This is a genomic window from Rhodococcus sp. WS1, assembly GCF_003797745.1.
In the GTDB taxonomy this organism is placed as follows: Bacteria; Actinomycetota; Actinomycetes; order Mycobacteriales; family Mycobacteriaceae; genus Rhodococcus_F; species Rhodococcus_F erythropolis.
Genome location: NZ_RKLZ01000002.1, coordinates 1,839,629 through 1,857,476 on the forward strand (window position 1 = coordinate 1,839,629; position 17,848 = coordinate 1,857,476).

The following is a 17,848-nucleotide window of genomic DNA, read 5'->3' on the forward strand; positions in this document are numbered from 1 at the left end:
CTGGAAAAGCAGGAATTACTTGCTGACGGTCACGTCCACGTTGTGCACGCCCGAGCCCTCGGGAGCGACAGTGGATGTGCCGTTGCCCGAGCTGGACAGTGCACGCACGGTCCACTCGCCCGGAGCGGCGAAGAAGCGGAAATCGCCGGTTCCCGATGCCACGACCTCGGCCGTGAACTCTCCGGAGCCGTCGAGCAGGCGCACGAATGCGCCGCCGATGGGCTGGCCGTCAGCGGCGAGAACGCGGCCGGTGATGACCGTTTCCTTCTCGACGTCGACGCCGGCAGGCAGGGTCTGCCCCTGGGTAGGTGCTCCACACATGATCAGGCTCCCAATTCGATCGGTGCGCCGACGAGTGAGCCGTATTCGACCCAGCTGCCGTCGTAGTTCTTGACGTTGTTCTTGCCGAGGATCTCCTGCAGTACGAACCAGGTGTGGCTCGAGCGCTCGCCGATGCGGCAGTAGGCGATCGTTTCCTTGGTGTCGTCGAAGCCCTTCTCCGCGTACAGCTTGGTGAGGTCGTCGTCCGACTTGAAGGTGCCGTCCTCGTTGGCGGTGGTGCTCCACGGAATGTTGATGGCTCCGGGGACGTGGCCACGCTGCTGCGCCTGCTCCTGCGGAAGGTGGGCGGGAGCGAGGATCTTGCCGGAGAACTCGTCAGGGCTGCGAACGTCGACGAGGTTCTTGCTGCCGATGGCGTCGATGACCTCGTCGCGGAATGCGCGGATCGAGAAGTCGGGGGTCTCGGCCTTGTACTGCGTGGCTTCGCGGTTGACTGCGTCCTTGGAGAGCGGGCGTCCGTCGAGTTCCCACTTCTTGCGGCCGCCGTCGATCAGCTTGATGTCCTGGTGGCCGTACAGCTTGAAGTACCAGTACGCGTAAGCGGCGAACCAGTTGTTGTTGCCACCGTAGAGAACGACGGTGTCGTCGTTCGCAATACCCTTGGCGGAGAGCAGGTCCGAGAACTGCTCCTGGTTCAGGAAGTCGCGTCGGACGCCGTCCTGGAGGTCCTTGCGCCAGTCGAGCTTGACTGCACCCTCGATGTGGCCGCCGTCGTATGCGCTGGTGTCCTCGTCCACCTCGACAAAAACGGTCTTGGGGGTGTTGAGGTTCTGCTCAGCCCAGTCAGCGGAGACTAGGACGTCGGAGCGAGCCATGGTGTTCCTTTCGATGTGGTCTTGCATCGGTCGATATCTAGCAGGGGTTCAGCGGGGTTGTGTGGCAAGCGTTTTCACGCGGTGGTCGCGCGGCCGGTATTTCGCAGCCTGGCGACGAGTGGGTAGATCTGGCAGCCGAGGCAGATGCCGAACGCGGCGTTGAGCAGGGCCGCGAACAGGGCGAAGCCGGTGGCAACGGTGCCGACGATCGTCGACCCGGCCAGGAAACCGACCGTGCCTGCCAACGCGAAGACGAAGCCGACGAACTGAGCGAAGCGCAACGGCGCCACGGGTTCGCGTTCGCTGACCGGCGAGAGTCGCGGGGCGACGAGCTTGCCGAAGATCTGGCCGTACGGGCTGCGCTTGGGGCCGAGTACCGCTCCGACTGCGAAGACGATCGCCTGCAATGCGAGAACGACGGTGGCGGCGGGCAGAGAGAAGGTCGAGAGGATGAGCGTGAGAACGAGAACGCCGGTGGTGACCCACGCGGTGAACCGAGGTCCGCGGACGTCGACTTGCTCGAGCTGGGCTGTGGTTGTGGACATCGGGAGTGCTCCTGCGCTGGATTGCATGGTGCTTGCCTGGACCGAGAAAAGGGGACGCAAAAGTCCCACTCGGTGGATTGATCACGTGAGCGAAAGCTCGAAGGTCAGAGAGATCTGACGGATGTGGTGATCAGCAACAGGTACAGCAACAGCCCCCGAGGCGGCACAGGTCTACTGCGCGGCGTCGGGTGAGCATCAGCTCGTGGCGGGTTTGCACGTCGGCGAGTTTACCCCGAATTCTCGGATTTTGGCTCGTGGGGTCCGGATAGTGGTACGAGCGCAGCTTTCAGATCGGCTGCGGACGGCACACCGGACACTCGGAACTGTTCCTCCAGGCCACCGTCGAGGATGAACGTGGTGGGCAGCGACAGGACGCTCATTTCGCGTGCCAGAGCCGGTTCTTTGTCGATGTCGAGCTCGATCTCCACCGGCGGACGGGGAGCGTCCGCCATCGAAACCACAACCTGGCCGACGACGCGGCGTACTGCCGCGCACGGTCCGCACCAGTCGGCGGAGAAATGCAGTACGACGGGTCCGCCGTTCGGCGAAGAGACTCCGGCAGAACTCAGCAGTTCGAGGCGACTGTCAGCGGCGCCGGCTGCGGCAGGCGTGGTGACTCGGACCTTCCCGTTGCGTGACTTGAGAAAGAGCCCGACCGCGACGACGGCGACAAGCGCGACCAGCAGAATTGTGATCCCGGTCATCGGTTCTGCAGCTCTGCGAGATCGATCGTCGTGTTTTCGGCGCTGCCTTCGATCACGATTCTTCCGCCTTCCGCGTAGACCAGGCTCGGCTGAATTCCGTAGGGGAGTGCCTGCGGATCGATCGTGTAGCTGAACAATCCGAGGACCACGGGTTCGAGTGCTGCGGGGATCGAGAAATCGGCTTTGCCCTCCGGACCGAAGTACAGGTTGCTTGCGACGATCTTGACCTGCCCACCTTCCAGAACCAGGTTGGCCTGGACGCTCACTGCAGTCTCGACCGGACCGACGGCAACCGTTCCGGTCAGCACGACGGCCCCCGCGGTGCTCGCGCCCGTTCCACCGCTGCCCCCGGTGCCATCCGACTTGTTGGCCGGCGGCGAAGATACCTGCAGGTCAGGGATGTTGAGCAGCTTTCCGAGGTCGGTGGCGTTGATTCCCATCCGGCCGTCGAGTTTGTCGACGGGGAGCTGGGTGACATTGCCGTTCACGATGTCGGAGAAGGGAACGGTGACCCCGCGCAGGTCGGCTTCGACGGTCACTTCGCCGACCACGTCGCTCTGGACGCCGGTAGCTCTGACGTAGACGTCCTTGTATTTCCCGCCGAGTGCTTGGGTGAGGAAGGGGAACCCGTTGAAGGTGACCTCCGGATCCGACTCGAGTGATGCGCCGGTTCGGAGCTCGCGGGAAACCCGGTACTCGGCGTACGCGGCAGCGCCGAAATCGGCCACCAGTCCGAGGCCGAGGAGAAAGACGATGCCGATGATCAGTTTGCGCACCGCACCATTGTGACGGACTCCGGTCGGGGTTCGATGCGACGGCCCCGGTACCAGGCACGCTAATGTAGGGACCGACCAAAAGCGTCGAACTACTCGAGCGTTGCCCTCACGGGTTGCGCGGGCTACTAGATAGGAGGCCGTGTGGAACTGCTCCTCCTCACCTCCGACCCCAACCCGGAAGCTGTACTACCGGCGTTGGCGTTGCTGGCGCACTCGGTTCGGCCTGCCCCCACAGAGGTTTCCTCGCTACTCGAGGCAAGTTCCGCGGACGTGGCATTGGTGGATGCGCGCACTGATCTAGCTGCCGCACGCGGGTTGTGTCGATTGCTCGGAAGCACAGGATCCGCAGTACCTGTGGTCGCCGTCCTCACCGAAGGCGGACTCGTTGCCGTCAACGCCGACTGGGGGTTGGACGACATCCTGCTTCCCGGTACCGGTCCGGCTGAGGTGGACGCCCGATTGCGGTTGTTGGTCGCCCGCAGCGGCGGTGTTGCCAGTCCGGAAGCGTCGGGAAAGATCACGCTGGGCGAACTGGTTATCGACGAGGGGACGTACACGGCACGACTGCGTGGACGGCCCCTTGATTTGACTTACAAGGAATTCGAGCTGCTCAAGTACCTCGCGCAGCATGCCGGTCGGGTATTCACCCGGGCACAGCTGTTGCAGGAAGTGTGGGGCTACGACTTCTTCGGCGGCACCAGGACGGTCGACGTCCACGTGCGTCGTCTGCGGGCGAAACTCGGCACCGAATACGAGTCCTTGATCGGTACAGTCCGAAATGTCGGATACAAGGCAGTGCGTCCGACCAGGGCCAAGGGCGGCGCAGCTGCTCCCGTTCAGTTCGAGGACGACGAAGACGTCGACTACGACGCGGCCGACGGATCGGTGGTCTGACGTGGGTTGGACAGATTCACTGCCGGCCGGATCCGCCGAGCAGGTTTCCGCGCTTCTCGATCGCGCGACCGAGTTCGACGGCAAGGCGCCCGTGTCGGAACAGGGGCGCCATGCCGTTGCCGGGCGCGGCGCAGCACGACACTTTGTCGAACTCGACGGCGATACGGTCGTCGGTTATGCACAGCTGCAAGCCGGTTCGGACGAGCATCCCGACATGGCCGAGTTGGTGGTCGACCCGCAGGCGCGGCGCCGCGGTATCGGAACCAGGCTTGCCGCAGCGGTATTCGACGAAGGTCGGCCGGGGACGCGAGTCTGGGCGCACGGAAACGTCGACGCTGCAGTGGAATTCGCCAAGAGCCTCGATCTGGTCAGCGTTCGTGAACTCCTCCAGCTGCGTCGACCGCTCGATGCTCCGCAGCTTCCGGAAATCGTTGTGCCCGAAGGTATAACGATGCGGACGTACCGTGGGCCCGAAGACGATTCCGAGATCCTTCGCGTCAACAACGCGGCCTTCTCCTGGCATCCCGAGCAGGGTGGCTGGACCCAGGCGGAGATCGACGAGAGAACGGCCGAAGGCTGGTTCGACCCGGCCGGTCTGTTCATGGCGTTCGCGGACACCGATCCCGATACTCTTCTCGGCTTTCACTGGACCAAGGTGCATGCACCCGAAGGTGACGATCCGGAGTTGGGGGAGGTGTACGTCGTGGGTATCGATCCCGCGGCGCAGGGACGTGGTCTCGGCCGAGTGCTGACGCTCGCAGGCATGCATTACCTGCGAGATCGCGGCCTCGGAACGGTCCTTCTGTACGTCGAAGGTGACAACACTGCCGCCCTCCACACGTACGAGCGACTCGGCTTCGATCGGTTCCACGTGGACATGGCTTACGCTCGCGCGCTCTGACGTCACAGTCGAACACGCAGAAATGTCCAGTCTGTTCATTCTCTGTTAACCATGTGTGGTCCAACCGGACACCGCGCCCGCCTACTTTTCTCTGTGGGCAGCGCCGTGTTGCCTGATGCAGATTTCAATCATTTTGCATCTCATGTCGCCGCCCGATCGTGGGCGTGGCGGTAGCGATTTCCGGAGGATCTTGGTGAATCTCAAGCGCAGTGGTGCCCTGCTCGGTGTAGTGGCCGTGGGCGCCATGACCTTGGCCGCATGTGGCAGCGACAACAACTCGTCGTCGACGGGTGTGGACGCGTCCGCATCGAACGCAACGTGCGAAGGCAAGAGCAACCTCTCTGCCGCTGGTTCCTCGGCACAGAAGAATGCCATGGACCAGTTCGTCGCCACCTACATCTCCGTGTGCCAGGAAAAGGGCAAGACCGTCAACGTCGCCTACAACCCCAGCGGTTCGGGCGACGGTCGCACGCAGTTCATCGCCGGCCAGATCGACTTCGCCGGCTCCGACTCGGCCATCAAGGACGAGCAGGCCGACAAGGCCAAGGAGCGTTGCGTCGGCGGCGAAGCCTGGAACCTTCCCCTCGTCTTCGGCCCGATCGCAGTTGCATACAACCTCGACGGCGTCGACAAGCTCGTTCTCAACGCAGAGGTTCTCGCAAAGATCTTCAACGGTGGCATCACCAAGTGGAACGATCCGGCAATCGCCGCGCTCAACTCCGGTGCTTCGCTTCCCGACGAGAAGATCACCACCGTGATCCGCTCCGATTCCTCAGGCACCACCGACAACTTCCAGAAGTACCTCGACGCGGCATCGAACGGTGCTTGGACGTCGGGCGCAGGGTCCGACTTCACCGGTGGCGTCGGTGAGGGCGCCAAGGGTTCGGCGGGCGTTGCACAGGCAGTTGCCACGGCACCGGGTTCGATCACCTACGTCGAGAAGTCGTTCGCCGATCAGAACAAGCTCTCGGTTGCAGAAATCAACACCGGCTCCGAGGCAGTCGCACTGACCAACGACTCGGCCGCAAAGTCGATCGCAGGCGCGAAGTTCAAGTCCGACGCAACCGGCGACCTGACGCTCGACCTCGCGTCGATCTTCAAGACCAACGAAGCCGGCGCATACCCGCTGGTTCTCGCCACGTACTCGATCGTCTGCTCCAAGGGCTACGACGCGGACACCACCGCAGCAGTGAAGTCGTTCCTGACGAGCGCGGCCAACGAGGGTCAGGCCAACCTGGCCGAGCAGGGTTACGTCCCGCTGCCGGCCAACGTCCAGGATCGCCTCAACGCGTCCATCACGGCAATCAGCTGACCTAGAGACTCGTGCGGACAAGCTCATGGATCTACATTCAGACGTGAAGGAAGTGAGCGCACATGAGTGACGCGCCCATCACCTCGACATCTCGTTCTCCCGGCCCCGCAACCAGCGGGGCCGGGGTGGGCGGTCCGAACGGCACCACGGAGGACACGATTACTTCCACCAAGGCTCCAGAAACCGAGCATCCTCCGAAGGGTGACGGTCCGGGAAGCGGCAACAGCAAGACGGTGACCCGTCCGGGTGACCGCATCTTCAGCTCGCTCGCATCCGGTTCGGCAATCTTCATCACGGTTGTCATCGCGGCGATCGGCGCGTTCCTGATCTGGCGTGCTGTTCCTGCTTTGAGCCGGAACCAGGTCAACTTCCTGACCAGCCGTGAATGGGTGACGCAGAACATCAACGCGATGGCGTTCGGTGTCCTCGATCTTTTCCAGGTCACAGTGTTGGTCTCGTTGTTCGCACTGGTGCTCGCGATGCCGATCGCACTGGGTATCGCGATCTTCCTGACTTCGTACTCACCCAAGTGGCTCACGCGGCCACTGTCGTACACGATCGACCTTCTCGCAGCCGTGCCGTCCATCGTCTACGGCCTGTGGGGACTTCTCGTGTTCGCTCCGGCGATCACCCCGGTCGCGGTGTGGCTCAACGACACTCTCGGCTGGTTCCCGCTCTTCGCCGACGGCAGCGGATCGATCACCGGCGGCGGCACCATCTTCACCGCAGGCATCGTCCTCGCCGTGATGATCCTTCCGGTCATCACCGCAGTGACCCGCGAGGTGTTCATCCAGACCCCGCGCTCACAGATCGAAGCTGCACTCGCTCTCGGCGCCACGCGCTGGGAAGTTGTGCGCACCACGGTCATCCCGTTCGGTAAGTCCGGCTACATCAGCGGCTCGATGCTCGGTCTCGGACGCGCACTCGGCGAGACGATGGCGCTGTACCTGATCCTGCGCACCACCTCTCAGGCCTTCGGCTGGTCGCTGTTCGACGGCGGCTCGACCATCGCCTCCAAGATCGCCCTCGGCTACGCGGAGTTCAACAACGACATCCAGGCAGGCGCGTACATCGCGGCCGGACTGGTGCTGTTCGTACTGACCTTCGTCGTCAACGCGGCTGCCCGCGCAGTGATCGCCGGAAAGAAGGACTGACCCATGACCTCCACTCTGGACCGGCCGGTCAAGGCCCCCACTTTCCAAGGCGTCGGCGCCCGTCGTCGTGCCAAGGACGTCATCGCGACCATCCTGGTGAGCCTGGCAGTCGTCATCGCGCTCATCCCGTTGGTCTGGGTGCTCTTCACGGTCATCGCAAAGGGCCTGCCCGCTCTGACGTCGCCCACGTGGTTCACCAACTCACTGAGCGGATTGACGGCGTCGGCCGACGGCGGCGGTATCTATCACGCATTGATCGGCACCTTGCTGCAAGGCATCGTGTGTGCGGTCTTCTCCATCCCGCTCGGCATCTTCGTCGCGATCTACCTGGTGGAGTACGCCGACCGGAAGTCGAAGCTGGGCAAGCTCACCACGTTCATGGTGGACATCCTCAGCGGTGTTCCGTCGATCGTGGCCGCGCTGTTCATCTACGCACTGTGGATCGCGACCTTCGGCTTCCCCAAGTCCGCGTTCGCTGTATCTCTGGCTCTGGTCCTCCTGATGGTCCCGGTCGTCATTCGCTCCACCGAGGAAATGCTGCGCATCGTCCCGATGGATCTGCGAGAGGCGTCGTACGCGCTCGGTGTGCCGAAGTGGAAGACCATCTCGAAAATCGTTCTGCCGACGGCGCTTCCCGGCATCATCACCGGCGTCATGCTGGCCCTGGCCCGCGTGCTCGGTGAGACCGCGCCGCTGCTGATCCTCGTCGGCTACGCGCCGTTCATCAACTTCGACCTGTTCAACGGCGAAATGGGCACTCTGCCTTCCGTCATGGTCGCCGAGATGAACAACCCCACCGACGCCGGCACCAACCGCATCTGGGGCGCAGCACTGACCCTGATCCTGCTGATCGCGATCCTCAACATCGTCGCGAAGCTGATCGGTCACTTCTCACAGGTCAGAAGCAAGTGATGCGGCCTCGGAACATGTTCGTACTCAACAGCGTCAACAACTCAGTAGGGAGCCGGTAATGGCCAAGCGTCTGGATCTCAAGGACGTCAACATCTACTACGGCAAGTTCCACGCCGTCGCCGATGTGGGCCTGTCCGTCCCGCCCCGGAGCGTCACCGCCTTCATCGGCCCGTCCGGTTGCGGCAAGTCCACCGTTCTCCGTTCACTCAACCGCATGCACGAAGTGATTCCCGGTGCGCGCGTCGAGGGTTCGGTCCTGCTCGACGGCGAGGACATCTACGGCTCGAACGTCGATCCTGTCGGCGTCCGCAAGACCATCGGCATGGTGTTCCAGCGACCCAACCCCTTCCCGACCATGTCCATCAAGGACAACGTCGTCGCGGGCTTGAAGTTGCAGGGCGAGCGCAGCAAGAAGAAGCTCGACGAGGTGGCCGAGCGTTCGCTGCGCGGTGCCAACCTGTGGACCGAGGTCAAGGATCGCCTCGACAAGCCCGGTGGCGGCCTCTCAGGCGGTCAGCAGCAGCGTCTGTGCATCGCGCGTGCCATCGCGGTCTCGCCCGACGTTCTGCTCATGGACGAGCCGTGCTCCGCGCTCGACCCGATCTCGACTCTCGCGATCGAGGACCTGATCACCGAGCTGAAGAAGGACTTCACGATCGTCATCGTCACGCACAACATGCAGCAGGCTGCGCGTGTGAGTGACCAGACGGCATTCTTCAACCTCGAGGCAACCGGTAAGCCCGGTCAGCTCGTCGAGATCGACGACACCGAGAAGATCTTCTCGAACCCGACGCAGAAGGCCACCGAGGACTACATCTCCGGCCGCTTCGGATAGCCCCTGGGATTGCACACTGCACGATCATGTTTCACCCCCGTTTCCAACAGGAGACGGGGGTGAAACTTTTTGGTTGTGGTGATAGTTCCCACTCCGGGGCGCAGAGCTGAGCGTCGTTGGGCGCCCGAATAATTCGATGAGCAGCGTAAGTGCGCCGAGTGGGCGCTGAAGTAGCCGCCGATGTGAATCTCGTGGATACTGACGACGCTTCGGGCAATGCTAATCTCGGCCCGACAGCACGCTGTCGATCGATGTCGTTTCACAACCGGAAGGGCTTGTCAGTGCACCTCACCCCTTCAGATACCGAAAAGCTCCTCCTGAGCGTTGCGGGCATGGTCGCCCGCGACCGCCGCGAGCGCGGGGTACTGCTGAACTACCCCGAAGCGATGGCCCTGATCTCGTGTTGGATTCTCGAGCGTGCGCGTGACGGAATGACGGTTGCGGAACTGATGAACGCCGGTCGGCAAGTGCTCACCCGCGACGACGTGATGGAAGGGGTACCCGAGATGATTGCAAACGTCCAGGTGGAGGCCACTTTCCCGGACGGTCGCAAGCTTGTCACCGTGACGGAGCCCATTCGATGATTCCCGGTGAGGTACGTGTGTCCACCGAACCGCTCGAGTTCGGCACTGACGCGGAAAAGATCACGATGGTCGTCGTCAACGACGGCGATCGCCCCATTCAGATCGGTTCACATCTCCACCTTCCAGCGGCCAACCCGGCGTTGACCTTCGATCGCGAAGCGGCAGACGGCTTCCGGCTCGACATCCCCTCGGGAACGTCGGTTCGGTTCGAACCCGGGGTAAGCAGGACGGTGACACTGATCGCGCTCGGCGGACTCAAAAGGGTTCCGGGCCTGCAGATCGTGCCGGACGAAGACCTACCGACGCATGCGCGTGAGCCCAAGACCGTGATGCCGTTCGGCACGCCCGGTGTCGAGGTCGAAGAACCTTTGCGAGCGTCCTCGGTGAACGTTCGTGTGAGTGATGTTCCAGTCGAGGCGGATTCACCGGACGATGCCGCGACGCCAGTTGAGAGGACAGCCGAATGAGCAGGATCGATCGACGCGGTTACGCCTCCTTGTACGGCCCGACCGCTGGCGACCAGATCCGTTTGGCCGACACAGATCTGTGGATCGAGATCGAGCACGACTACACCGCGACCGGCGACGAGATGGTCTTCGGCGGCGGCAAGAGCATCCGCGAGTCGATGGGCCAGGGCCTGACCACTCGCGACCAGGGCGCTCTCGACGTCGTCATCACCAACACGGTGATCCTCGATCACTGGGGAATCGTCCGGGCAGACGTCGGAATTCGCGACGGACGCATCGTTGCGATCGGCAAGTCCGGTAACCCCGACATCATGGATGGCGTGCACCCCAAGTTGCTCATCGGGCCGAGCACCGACGTGATCGCCGGCGAGGGAAAGATCCTCACCGCGGGTGCGATCGACACTCACGTGCACTTCCTCAGTGAAATCGAGATGATGGAAGCGCTCGCGACCGGTACGACGACGGTGGCGGGCGGCGGAACGGGCCCAACCGAGGGAAGCAAGGCAACCACCGTCACGCCCGGCGCCTGGTCGCTGACGATGATGCACCGGGCCCTCGACCACATCCCGCTCAACGTTCTTCTCCTCGGCAAGGGCAGCACCGTCAGCCATGAGGCCATGCGTCAGGAAGCTCTCGCCGGCGCAGGTGGATTCAAGGTCCACGAGGACTGGGGTTCCACTCCGGCCGCAATCGACGCAGCTCTGCGAGCAGCCGACGAGTTCGGGCTCCAGGTGGCGCTGCACGCCGACAGCCTCAACGAAACCGGCTACGTACAGCACACTTTGGACGCGATCGCCGGACGCGGGATCCACGTGTTCCATGCGGAAGGCGCCGGCGGCGGGCACGCTCCGGACATCATCGTGACGGCAGGTGAACCGAACGTTCTTCCGGCATCGACCAATCCGACGTTGCCGCACACCGTCAACACGGTTGCCGAGCACCTCGACATGCTCATCGTGTGTCATGCGCTCAATCCCCGGGTTCCGGAGGATCTTGCCTTTGCCGAGTCCCGGATCCGGCCGACAACTATTGCAGCGGAAGACTTTCTGCACGACATCGGTGCCATCTCCATCACCTCGTCCGACGCCCAGGCGATGGGCCGTATCGGAGAGGTGACCCTGCGGACGTGGCAGGTCGCCCACGTCATGAAGGCTCAGTACGGCAAGCTGGGTACCAGCATGCCGGCCGACAACGAGCGTGCGCGGCGTTACGTCGCCAAGTACACGATCTGCCCCGCGGTGGCTCACGGTATCGATCACGAGATCGGATCGGTCGAGGCCGGGAAGATGGCGGACCTGGTGCTGTGGGATCCCGCGTTCTTCGGTGTCCGTCCTTCTGCCGTGATCAAGGGTGGGGCGATAGTTGCTGCGCCGCTGGGTGATCCGAACGCTGCTATCCCGACCCCGCAGCCGGTGTTCGTTCGGCCGGCCATCGCGGCAACTCCGGGATCAGCCCCGCACCTGTCCACGACGTTCGTCTCGCCGATGGCGATCGAGGACGGTCTGGCCGGTCGTCTCGGTCTCACGCGCACCCTTACCGGTGTTCGTCCGACGCGGCACCTCACCAAGGCGGATATGCCGAACAACACGGCACTGCCGTCCATCGACGTCGATCCGGAGACGTTTGCCATCAAGGTCAACGGCGACCTGATTGCTCCCAACCCCGTTGACGTAGTGCCGATGGCTCAGCGCTACATGCTGTTCTGAAACCATGTCAATCGAGATGGCGTCTGCCGAGATAGCATCGATGCTCTTGGCAGACGGGCGTCTGCCTACCGGCGGTCACGCTCACTCGTCGGGGTTGGAACCGGCACTGGCGGGCGGACTCCTACAGAGTCAGGTCCCCGACTTCATTCGCGGTCGACTCGAAACAGTGGGACTTGTCGAGGCCGCTGCAACGGTGGTCACGCGCCGCTGGGCCGTAAGTGCCGGTGGTGCAGGCGAACTCGAGGACATCTCGAGGGAACTGCTCGCTCGGACGCCCAGCGCGCCGCTGCGTGAGGCGTCGATTCAGCTCGGACGTGGGCTGGCCAGGCTGGCGTCGCGATTGTGGCCGCAGCACCCCGCGGTGCAGATGCTCATGGCGCTGCCTGGGCATCCGATGCGTCCGCTCGCGTTGGGAGTCTTCACGGCGATCTCCGGGATGGACGACCTACAGGCAGCTAGATCTTGTTTGTACGACGACGCTCAAACGGTGGCGTCGGCGGCACTGAAGCTACTGCCGGTGGATCCGGCAGAACCGGTCGAATGGTTGCTCCGAGCAACCCCGACCATCGAAACCGTCGCCGCGGCTGCCGTAGCAGTCGAGGGCGTCACAGATATACCCGCAACAACAGGACCGTTGGTCGAACAATGGTCACTCGAACACCACGCTCGATCCAGGAGGATTTTCCGTGCTTGACAACCTGAACAACACCACCACTGCTGCAAGAGGTTTGAGGCTCGGCGTTGCCGGCCCCGTCGGCACCGGCAAAAGTACCCTCATCGCCACCATCTGCCGCGAGCTCGCGTCGGAGTACGAGATCGCGGTGGTCACCAACGACATCTACACCGACGAGGACGCGCGACTGTTGCGCGCGGCCAACGTACTTCCGATCGAGCGCATCGTCGCAGTCGAGACCGGAGCGTGCCCGCACACGGCCATCCGTGACGACGTGACGCCGAACCTCATTGCGGTCGAAGACCTCGAGCGTCAGTTCCATCCCCTCGACATGGTGATCGTGGAAAGCGGCGGTGACAACCTGACCGCCACGTTCAGCCCGGCACTGGTCGACGCCCAGATCTTCTGCATCGACGTCGCGGGCGGCGGAGACGTCGCACGTAAGGGTGGTCCCGGAATCGAGCGGGCAGATCTGTTGGTGGTCAACAAGATCGACCTGGCCCCGTACGTCGACGTCGACGCGGTCCAGATGGTGGCCGATGCCACGGCCGCGCGAGACGGACTTCCTGTTCTCGCGCTCAGCCAGAAGGATCACGCGACGATCGACCAGCTCAGTGCGTGGCTTCGCCAGGTCATCGCAGCTCACCGCGCGGGTAGTCACACCCCGCAGGATCCGGGGCCGATGGCGCCGCACTTCCATGCCGATGAAGAAGACCACGGACACGGTCACGGGCACAGCCACTCTCACGCTCACTGATGCGCACCGGAGCTACGCGGGTCGTCGTCGAGAGAGTGGGTGACACCGCTGTTGCGCGAGAGCTGATCTCGGGCGACTTCCTGGCCCCGCGGTTCGTCGACGCTCGCGGGCTCACCGTGCGAATTGCCTTGGTAGGGCACAGTGCAACGCTGCTGGCCGGCGACGACCTGTGTATCGAATTCGTAGTCGCTCCGGGTACGTGCCTCGAGGTGATCGAGCCGTCGGGGACCGTCGCGTACAACGCGCGTGGCGGCCGGGCGTCGTGGTCGGCTTCGGCGAGCGTCGGCGCCGGTGCGGCGCTGATCTGGCGCGCGGCACCGTTTGTCGTCGCGGGCGGCGCGGATGTGACCAGGCGCTTGGATATTTCACTGGAATCCGATGCGGTTGCGCTGCTCGACGAGATGATCGTGTTCGGCCGGACCGGCGAAACCGGCGGTGCCCTTCGCTCGGATCAGCGCATTACCGTCGACGGTGACGCGCTGCTCGTGGAAACACTCGACCTGCGTAGCGTGCCGGGCCGTTCGCTGCCGGGAATTCTCGGTGGCCATCGCGTGCTCGGTACGACCATGCTGTTGGGGATCAAGACTTCCGACGACGTCGAAGGGCACGTGACGCCGCTGGCGGGAGCAGGGATGCTGGCACGGGCCGTGGCCGATCACGCACACGAGGCGAGCGCAGCGTTGGATCCGATCTGGTCGCAGTGGCGTGGGCGGGTTTCGCAGCAGTACAGCGACTGATTCGCCCGACCGTCACACTTCGGGAGGCTGCGTCGTCCAGTATGTGACCAGGCCGAAGAGAGCCGGGCGCACGGGTTTGACGGAGGCATCATGCAGATTGTTGTTCTGGGCGGAACCGGCCAGATGGGAAAGCTGGTCGTCGAGCAGGCGAAAATCGGGGGCCATGACGTCGTCGCCGCCGCTCGATCGACGGGAGTCGACATCTCCACGGGTGCGGGGTTGGACGAAGCATTTGTCGGTGCCGACGTTGTCATCGACGTGAGTGATCACGTCACCAACAGTGCCAAGAAGGCGATCGAGTTCTTCGAGACGGCAGCGAAGAACATCGCCGCGGCCGAAGCCAGAGCAGGCGTTAAGCATCACGTGCTGCTCTCGATCGTGAACTGCGACGATCCGCAGTTGGAGTCCTTCGGGTACTACCAGGGAAAGGCCGCGCAGGAACGCGCGGTGGAAGCGTCGGGCATTCCCTTCACGATTCTGCGATCCACTCAGTGGTTCGAGTTCGGCGAGAAGACCATCGCGCTCTTCGGACTGGGGCCGGTCGCGATGGTTCCCCGGATGCGCTCCCAACCGATAGCGGCGAAGATCGTCGCCGAGGCTCTGGTGACGTGCGCTCAGAACGGTCCGACCGGGAGGGCTCCAGATCTCGCCGGGCCTGAGGTCCTCGAGATCCCGGCCATGACGCGTGAGATTTTGAAATACCGTGGCCGACGCAAGTGGCTGATCCCGATCTCGATGCCGGGAGCGGGTAAGGCGATGAAGGGTGGGGCGCTGCTGCCCGGGCCGGGATCCACAACTGCAGGACCCACGTTGAAGACCTGGTTACACGAGAACTGAATAGGAAAGGCGGCCGCGCAAGTGCGCGGCCGCCTTTTACTCACGTGGACGGTTGGGTTCAGAGATCCGGGTACGAGGTGAGGTTGTCGACCTTCTCGGTGGTTTCCGGCTCTTCGGGCAGCTTGCCGGTCACCAGGAAGATGACGCGTCGGCCGACCTCGACGGCGTGGTCGGCGAACCGCTCGTAGAAGCGGCCGAGCAGCGTGACGTCGACTGCGGCGGCAACGCCGTGCTTCCACTCGCGGTCCATGAGGACGGTGAAGAGGTGGCGGTGGAGGTCGTCCATCGCTTCGTCTTCTTCGCGCAGGCGGGCAGCGCGCTCGGGGTCGCGGGTCTCGAGGACGACCTTGGCGGCCGCACCGATGGAGACAGCGATGCGTCCCATCTCGGCGAAGTAGCCGTTGACCTCTTCGGGAAGTACGTGGTTGGGATGTCGGCGGCGCGCGATCTTCGCGACGTGCAGGGCGAGTGCACCCATGCGGTCGATGTCGGCGACGATCTGGATTCCGCTGACCACCGAGCGCAGATCTCCGGCAACGGGAGCCTGCAGGGCGAGCAGCGCAAACGCGCGCTCCTCGCAAATGGTGCTGAGTTCGGTGATCTTGTCGTGTTCGCCGATTACTTGTTCTGCCAGGGACAGGTCTGCCTGGAGCAGGGACTGGGTGGCGCGCTCCATAGCGGCACCTGCCAGTCCTGCCATCTCGCCGAGCGTGTCTGCAAGCTCGGTCATCTGTTCGTTGTAAGCCACGCGCATGAGGTCAGAGCCTACGTGCCGTGAAAGACCAAGTCACAAGCACCAGGTGAACGCAAGGTGAATGAACGCGTGTCAGTCGCAGGTGGTGTCGCCGGCGTTGACGCTGGCGATGTCGGCGGGCAGAGCCGTCGAGGTGCTGGTGTCGACCGATGTCGGATTTGCCGCCAGGATGGTCCCCGGGTCCGCGGGGGCGACGACGGTGCCGGCGAAATTGCTTCCGACGACGACCTCGATCATGTCTCCCATGCTCGGAGCGAGAACGAGAACCGCACCGGGAATCGACGACGCGACAGTGACCGCTTCAGCCTCGTAACCTGCTGCGTAACGCACGACGGTGGTCGAGGCTTGAGCATTCGCCAGGCCGGTGGCTGCGCTGAAGTTGCCGACCGTGGAGATCTGGAAACCGTAGGCAGCGAGGCTGTCGGCGATCGTCGCGGCCTGCCCGGCGATTCCCGACGCGTTGGAGACGTCGACCGAGATGTTGTAGGCACTCATCGCTTCGACGGAAGTGGCGGCGGGCGGCGTGCTGGACGTAGGAGGGGTTGTCGTGGAACTGGTCGACGACGGTGTGGTGTCCTCGCGCTCTTCACCCGGAAGCGGTTCGTCGTCGATGATCGCCTGGAAGAGGGACTTGATCTCGTCGGTGCGAGGAATCTCGTTGCCCCAGTCGTTGGTGCCGTCCGTGGGGACCGTCAAGAACGTCACCGCGCCCGCGTCGACGTTCTGCAGCGAACGGCCGAGGGTGACCAGCGACTTCGTGTCGATGTTCTCGACGAACGTGTCGCTGGTGAAGGCGTTGATGAATCCGTTGAGCTTGCTCGGATTCAGGAGGACCTGGTTGGACAGGGCCGAGCGGAGCAGCGCCGACAGGAACTTCTGCTGACGGGTGATGCGTCCGTAGTCGCCGTTACCCTCGGCTTCGACGTGGCGCGCACGCACATAGTTGAGGGCGGTACGGCCGTCGAGCATCTGTGTTCCGCCGGATGCGAGGACGGTTCCGAGGATGCCGTCCTCGATCGGTCCGGGGGAGCAGACGTTCACGCCGCCGACGGTGTCGACCATGCGCTCGAAACCGGCGAAGTCCATTCCGACGAAGTGCCCGATTTTCAGGCCGGACATCTTCTGGATGACCTTGACCAGGCACTTGGGACCACCGAGTGCGTACGTCGCATTGAGCTTGTCGCCACTGGCAGCCGGGAAGGTTTCGCTGGTGTACTTGCCGGCGTCGTTGTCCCAACCCTGGCAGATCGGACGTTCGACGTCGAGGTCACGCGGGAAGGAGACGGCGACGACGCGGCTTCGGTCGGCGGGAATGTTCACCAGCATGACCGTGTCGGCTCGGGCGCCTTCGGCGTCTTCGACGGTTCCGGCGCCGATCTCACCGCTCGCGCCGGCGCGGGTATCGGTGCCGATGATCAAGTACGTCTCGTCGCCGAGCTGGCCCCCGGCGTCGATGATGTCGTCGGACTCGGTGTCGAGTGCCGCAATCTGATCGAAACCGCCTTCGACCGACCGCAGATAACCCCAGACGACGCCGGTCAACGCGAGAGACATGACGGCCAGGAACGCTACTGCCGATCGGCCGATCACTTTTGCGCGATGGCGGCGGCGAATCTTGCTTTGCGCCAGACGGGTAGCGCCGGTGTCACCGACTACCCGCGGCACTGCGGAGGTGACGGGATGTTCTTCGGTGATCCAGTCCGCAGCGGCAGGCGGGACGGTCGGGCGCGCGGGAATCGGCCGGGCAGGGGGCGGCGCGGACGCTGATGGAGGTGGAGTCCTGGGTGGCGCGGATTTGGTCGGCGCTGCCTTGGGCGGCGCAGCCGGGGCAGGTGGCGGCTTCTTGTCGCCTACCCGACGGACCAACTCGGCGACCGAAACAGAGTCGTCGGTCGGAGGCGAATCCCGGCGGCCGGTCCGTCCACTGCTGCGACGCTCCGGGGGACTAGGTGGTTGCGGTGCTGGTCGCTGGGGTGTGGCAGGACGCTGGGGAGCTGCCGGTTGGTCCGGGCGAGCGTTGCGGAACCGCTTGTCTGCGAGCGGACGTTCCCAGGGGGCGCGGCTCTCGGGCGGAGGTGGGCCCGAATCGTGATCATCACCCACCGATGCAACCTGTCCCGTCGTCGACTGTCAGTAACTCGTC

Annotated in this window: 21 protein-coding genes; 13 read left to right on the forward strand and 8 right to left on the reverse strand. The window is 63.8% G+C overall.

Going from position 1 to position 17,848, the window contains the following annotated elements; translation table 11 throughout:
* Positions 1-15 precede the first annotated feature (15 nt).
* The 6 genes from EEB12_RS21315 to EEB12_RS21335 form a co-directional block, all read right to left on the reverse strand.
* Entirely contained in the window at positions 16-321 is a 306-nt protein-coding gene (locus EEB12_RS21315; RefSeq protein WP_003939797.1) for a DUF1416 domain-containing protein, read from the reverse strand.
* Between the two features lie 2 nt (positions 322-323).
* Complete coding sequence (locus EEB12_RS21320; RefSeq protein WP_020908929.1) at positions 324-1,157, reverse strand: sulfurtransferase; 834 nt, start codon at positions 1,155-1,157, stop codon at positions 324-326.
* Positions 1,158-1,231: 74 nt separating this feature from the next.
* Positions 1,232-1,702, reverse strand: coding sequence for a DUF4395 domain-containing protein (locus EEB12_RS21325; protein WP_141488463.1), 471 nt, complete (start codon positions 1,700-1,702; stop codon positions 1,232-1,234).
* 130 nt (positions 1,703-1,832) lie between these two features.
* Positions 1,833-1,919 (reverse strand): putative leader peptide, encoded by an 87-nt coding sequence (locus EEB12_RS31160; RefSeq protein WP_350318872.1) that lies wholly within the window; start codon positions 1,917-1,919, stop codon positions 1,833-1,835.
* A gap of 10 nt (positions 1,920-1,929) precedes the next feature.
* Positions 1,930-2,406, reverse strand: coding sequence for a thioredoxin family protein (locus EEB12_RS21330; RefSeq protein ID WP_020970612.1), 477 nt, complete (start codon positions 2,404-2,406; stop codon positions 1,930-1,932).
* Positions 2,403-3,182, reverse strand: a complete 780-nt coding sequence (locus EEB12_RS21335; protein ID WP_003939847.1) for an LmeA family phospholipid-binding protein — start codon at positions 3,180-3,182, stop codon at positions 2,403-2,405. The genes EEB12_RS21330 and EEB12_RS21335 overlap by 4 nt, the downstream gene beginning before the upstream one ends.
* Before the next feature lie 141 nt (positions 3,183-3,323).
* On the opposite strand from EEB12_RS21335, the gene EEB12_RS21340 reads away from it, so the two are divergent.
* The 13 genes from EEB12_RS21340 (at position 3,324) to EEB12_RS21400 (ending at position 14,951) form a co-directional block, all read left to right on the forward strand.
* Positions 3,324-4,076, forward strand: a complete 753-nt coding sequence (locus tag EEB12_RS21340; RefSeq protein WP_003939728.1) for a winged-helix domain-containing protein — start codon at positions 3,324-3,326, stop codon at positions 4,074-4,076.
* 1 nt (position 4,077) lies between these two features.
* Positions 4,078-4,977, forward strand: coding sequence for a mycothiol synthase (mshD, locus tag EEB12_RS21345; RefSeq protein WP_021345410.1), 900 nt, complete (start codon positions 4,078-4,080; stop codon positions 4,975-4,977).
* Between the two features lie 193 nt (positions 4,978-5,170).
* On the forward strand, positions 5,171-6,289 hold the full coding sequence (gene pstS / locus EEB12_RS21350) for a phosphate ABC transporter substrate-binding protein PstS (protein WP_019745088.1): 1,119 nt from the start codon (positions 5,171-5,173) through the stop codon (positions 6,287-6,289).
* A 62-nt stretch (positions 6,290-6,351) separates the two neighbouring features.
* On the forward strand, positions 6,352-7,443 hold the full coding sequence (pstC, locus tag EEB12_RS21355) for a phosphate ABC transporter permease subunit PstC (protein ID WP_007733846.1): 1,092 nt from the start codon (positions 6,352-6,354) through the stop codon (positions 7,441-7,443).
* A 3-nt stretch (positions 7,444-7,446) separates the two neighbouring features.
* Positions 7,447-8,355: a phosphate ABC transporter permease PstA gene (gene pstA, locus EEB12_RS21360; protein ID WP_003940100.1), complete on the forward strand. Its 909-nt coding sequence runs from the start codon at positions 7,447-7,449 to the stop codon at positions 8,353-8,355.
* Positions 8,356-8,413: 58 nt separating this feature from the next.
* The gene (gene pstB / locus EEB12_RS21365; protein WP_019745087.1) at positions 8,414-9,190 is read left to right on the forward strand and encodes a phosphate ABC transporter ATP-binding protein PstB; all 777 of its coding nucleotides are present in this window, start codon (positions 8,414-8,416) and stop codon (positions 9,188-9,190) included.
* 281 nt (positions 9,191-9,471) lie between these two features.
* The gene (gene ureA, locus EEB12_RS21370) at positions 9,472-9,774 is read left to right on the forward strand and encodes an urease subunit gamma (protein ID WP_003939800.1); all 303 of its coding nucleotides are present in this window, start codon (positions 9,472-9,474) and stop codon (positions 9,772-9,774) included.
* Positions 9,771-10,241: an urease subunit beta gene (ureB, locus tag EEB12_RS31055; protein ID WP_020908924.1), complete on the forward strand. Its 471-nt coding sequence runs from the start codon at positions 9,771-9,773 to the stop codon at positions 10,239-10,241. Before ureA ends, ureB begins: the two co-directional genes overlap by 4 nt.
* The gene (locus EEB12_RS21380; RefSeq protein ID WP_019745084.1) at positions 10,238-11,947 is read left to right on the forward strand and encodes an urease subunit alpha; all 1,710 of its coding nucleotides are present in this window, start codon (positions 10,238-10,240) and stop codon (positions 11,945-11,947) included. The genes ureB and EEB12_RS21380 overlap by 4 nt, the downstream gene beginning before the upstream one ends.
* Positions 11,948-11,951: 4 nt before the next feature.
* Positions 11,952-12,641, forward strand: coding sequence for an urease accessory protein UreF (locus EEB12_RS21385; RefSeq protein ID WP_113682471.1), 690 nt, complete (start codon positions 11,952-11,954; stop codon positions 12,639-12,641).
* Entirely contained in the window at positions 12,634-13,377 is a 744-nt protein-coding gene (gene ureG, locus EEB12_RS21390) for an urease accessory protein UreG (RefSeq protein ID WP_020908922.1), read from the forward strand. The genes EEB12_RS21385 and ureG overlap by 8 nt, the downstream gene beginning before the upstream one ends.
* On the forward strand, positions 13,377-14,114 hold the full coding sequence (locus EEB12_RS21395; RefSeq protein ID WP_258537173.1) for an urease accessory protein UreD: 738 nt from the start codon (positions 13,377-13,379) through the stop codon (positions 14,112-14,114). Before ureG ends, EEB12_RS21395 begins: the two co-directional genes overlap by 1 nt.
* 90 nt (positions 14,115-14,204) lie before the next feature.
* Positions 14,205-14,951, forward strand: a complete 747-nt coding sequence (locus EEB12_RS21400) for an SDR family oxidoreductase (RefSeq protein ID WP_141488464.1) — start codon at positions 14,205-14,207, stop codon at positions 14,949-14,951.
* A 58-nt stretch (positions 14,952-15,009) separates the two neighbouring features.
* Here the strand turns inward: EEB12_RS21400 and phoU are convergent, their stop codons facing one another.
* Positions 15,010-15,705 carry a phosphate signaling complex protein PhoU gene (gene phoU, locus EEB12_RS21405; protein WP_003940130.1) on the reverse strand — a complete coding sequence of 232 codons (696 nt, stop codon included), beginning with the start codon at positions 15,703-15,705 and terminating at the stop codon, positions 15,010-15,012.
* A 72-nt stretch (positions 15,706-15,777) separates the two neighbouring features.
* On the reverse strand, positions 15,778-17,808 hold the full coding sequence (locus EEB12_RS21410; RefSeq protein ID WP_258537174.1) for an LCP family protein: 2,031 nt from the start codon (positions 17,806-17,808) through the stop codon (positions 15,778-15,780).
* Positions 17,809-17,848: the final 40 nt, after the last annotated feature.

Excerpts from the sequence above, each read along its gene's own strand:
- EEB12_RS21315 (WP_003939797.1), bottom strand. The coding sequence starts at position 321 with ATGTGTGGAGCACCTACCCAGGGGCAGACCCTGCCTGCCGGCGTCGAC.
- EEB12_RS21320 (WP_020908929.1), bottom strand. The coding sequence starts at position 1,157 with ATGGCTCGCTCCGACGTCCTAGTCTCCGCTGACTGGGCTGAGCAGAAC.
- EEB12_RS21325 (WP_141488463.1), bottom strand. The coding sequence starts at position 1,702 with ATGTCCACAACCACAGCCCAGCTCGAGCAAGTCGACGTCCGCGGACCT.
- EEB12_RS21330 (WP_020970612.1), bottom strand. The coding sequence starts at position 2,406 with ATGACCGGGATCACAATTCTGCTGGTCGCGCTTGTCGCCGTCGTCGCG.
- pstC (WP_007733846.1), top strand. The coding sequence starts at position 6,352 with ATGAGTGACGCGCCCATCACCTCGACATCTCGTTCTCCCGGCCCCGCA.
- pstA (WP_003940100.1), top strand. The coding sequence starts at position 7,447 with ATGACCTCCACTCTGGACCGGCCGGTCAAGGCCCCCACTTTCCAAGGC.
- pstB (WP_019745087.1), top strand. The coding sequence starts at position 8,414 with ATGGCCAAGCGTCTGGATCTCAAGGACGTCAACATCTACTACGGCAAG.
- ureB (WP_020908924.1), top strand. The coding sequence starts at position 9,771 with ATGATTCCCGGTGAGGTACGTGTGTCCACCGAACCGCTCGAGTTCGGC.
- EEB12_RS21380 (WP_019745084.1), top strand. The coding sequence starts at position 10,238 with ATGAGCAGGATCGATCGACGCGGTTACGCCTCCTTGTACGGCCCGACC.
- EEB12_RS21385 (WP_113682471.1), top strand. The coding sequence starts at position 11,952 with ATGTCAATCGAGATGGCGTCTGCCGAGATAGCATCGATGCTCTTGGCA.
- EEB12_RS21395 (WP_258537173.1), top strand. The coding sequence starts at position 13,377 with ATGCGCACCGGAGCTACGCGGGTCGTCGTCGAGAGAGTGGGTGACACC.
- EEB12_RS21400 (WP_141488464.1), top strand. The coding sequence starts at position 14,205 with ATGCAGATTGTTGTTCTGGGCGGAACCGGCCAGATGGGAAAGCTGGTC.
- phoU (WP_003940130.1), bottom strand. The coding sequence starts at position 15,705 with ATGCGCGTGGCTTACAACGAACAGATGACCGAGCTTGCAGACACGCTC.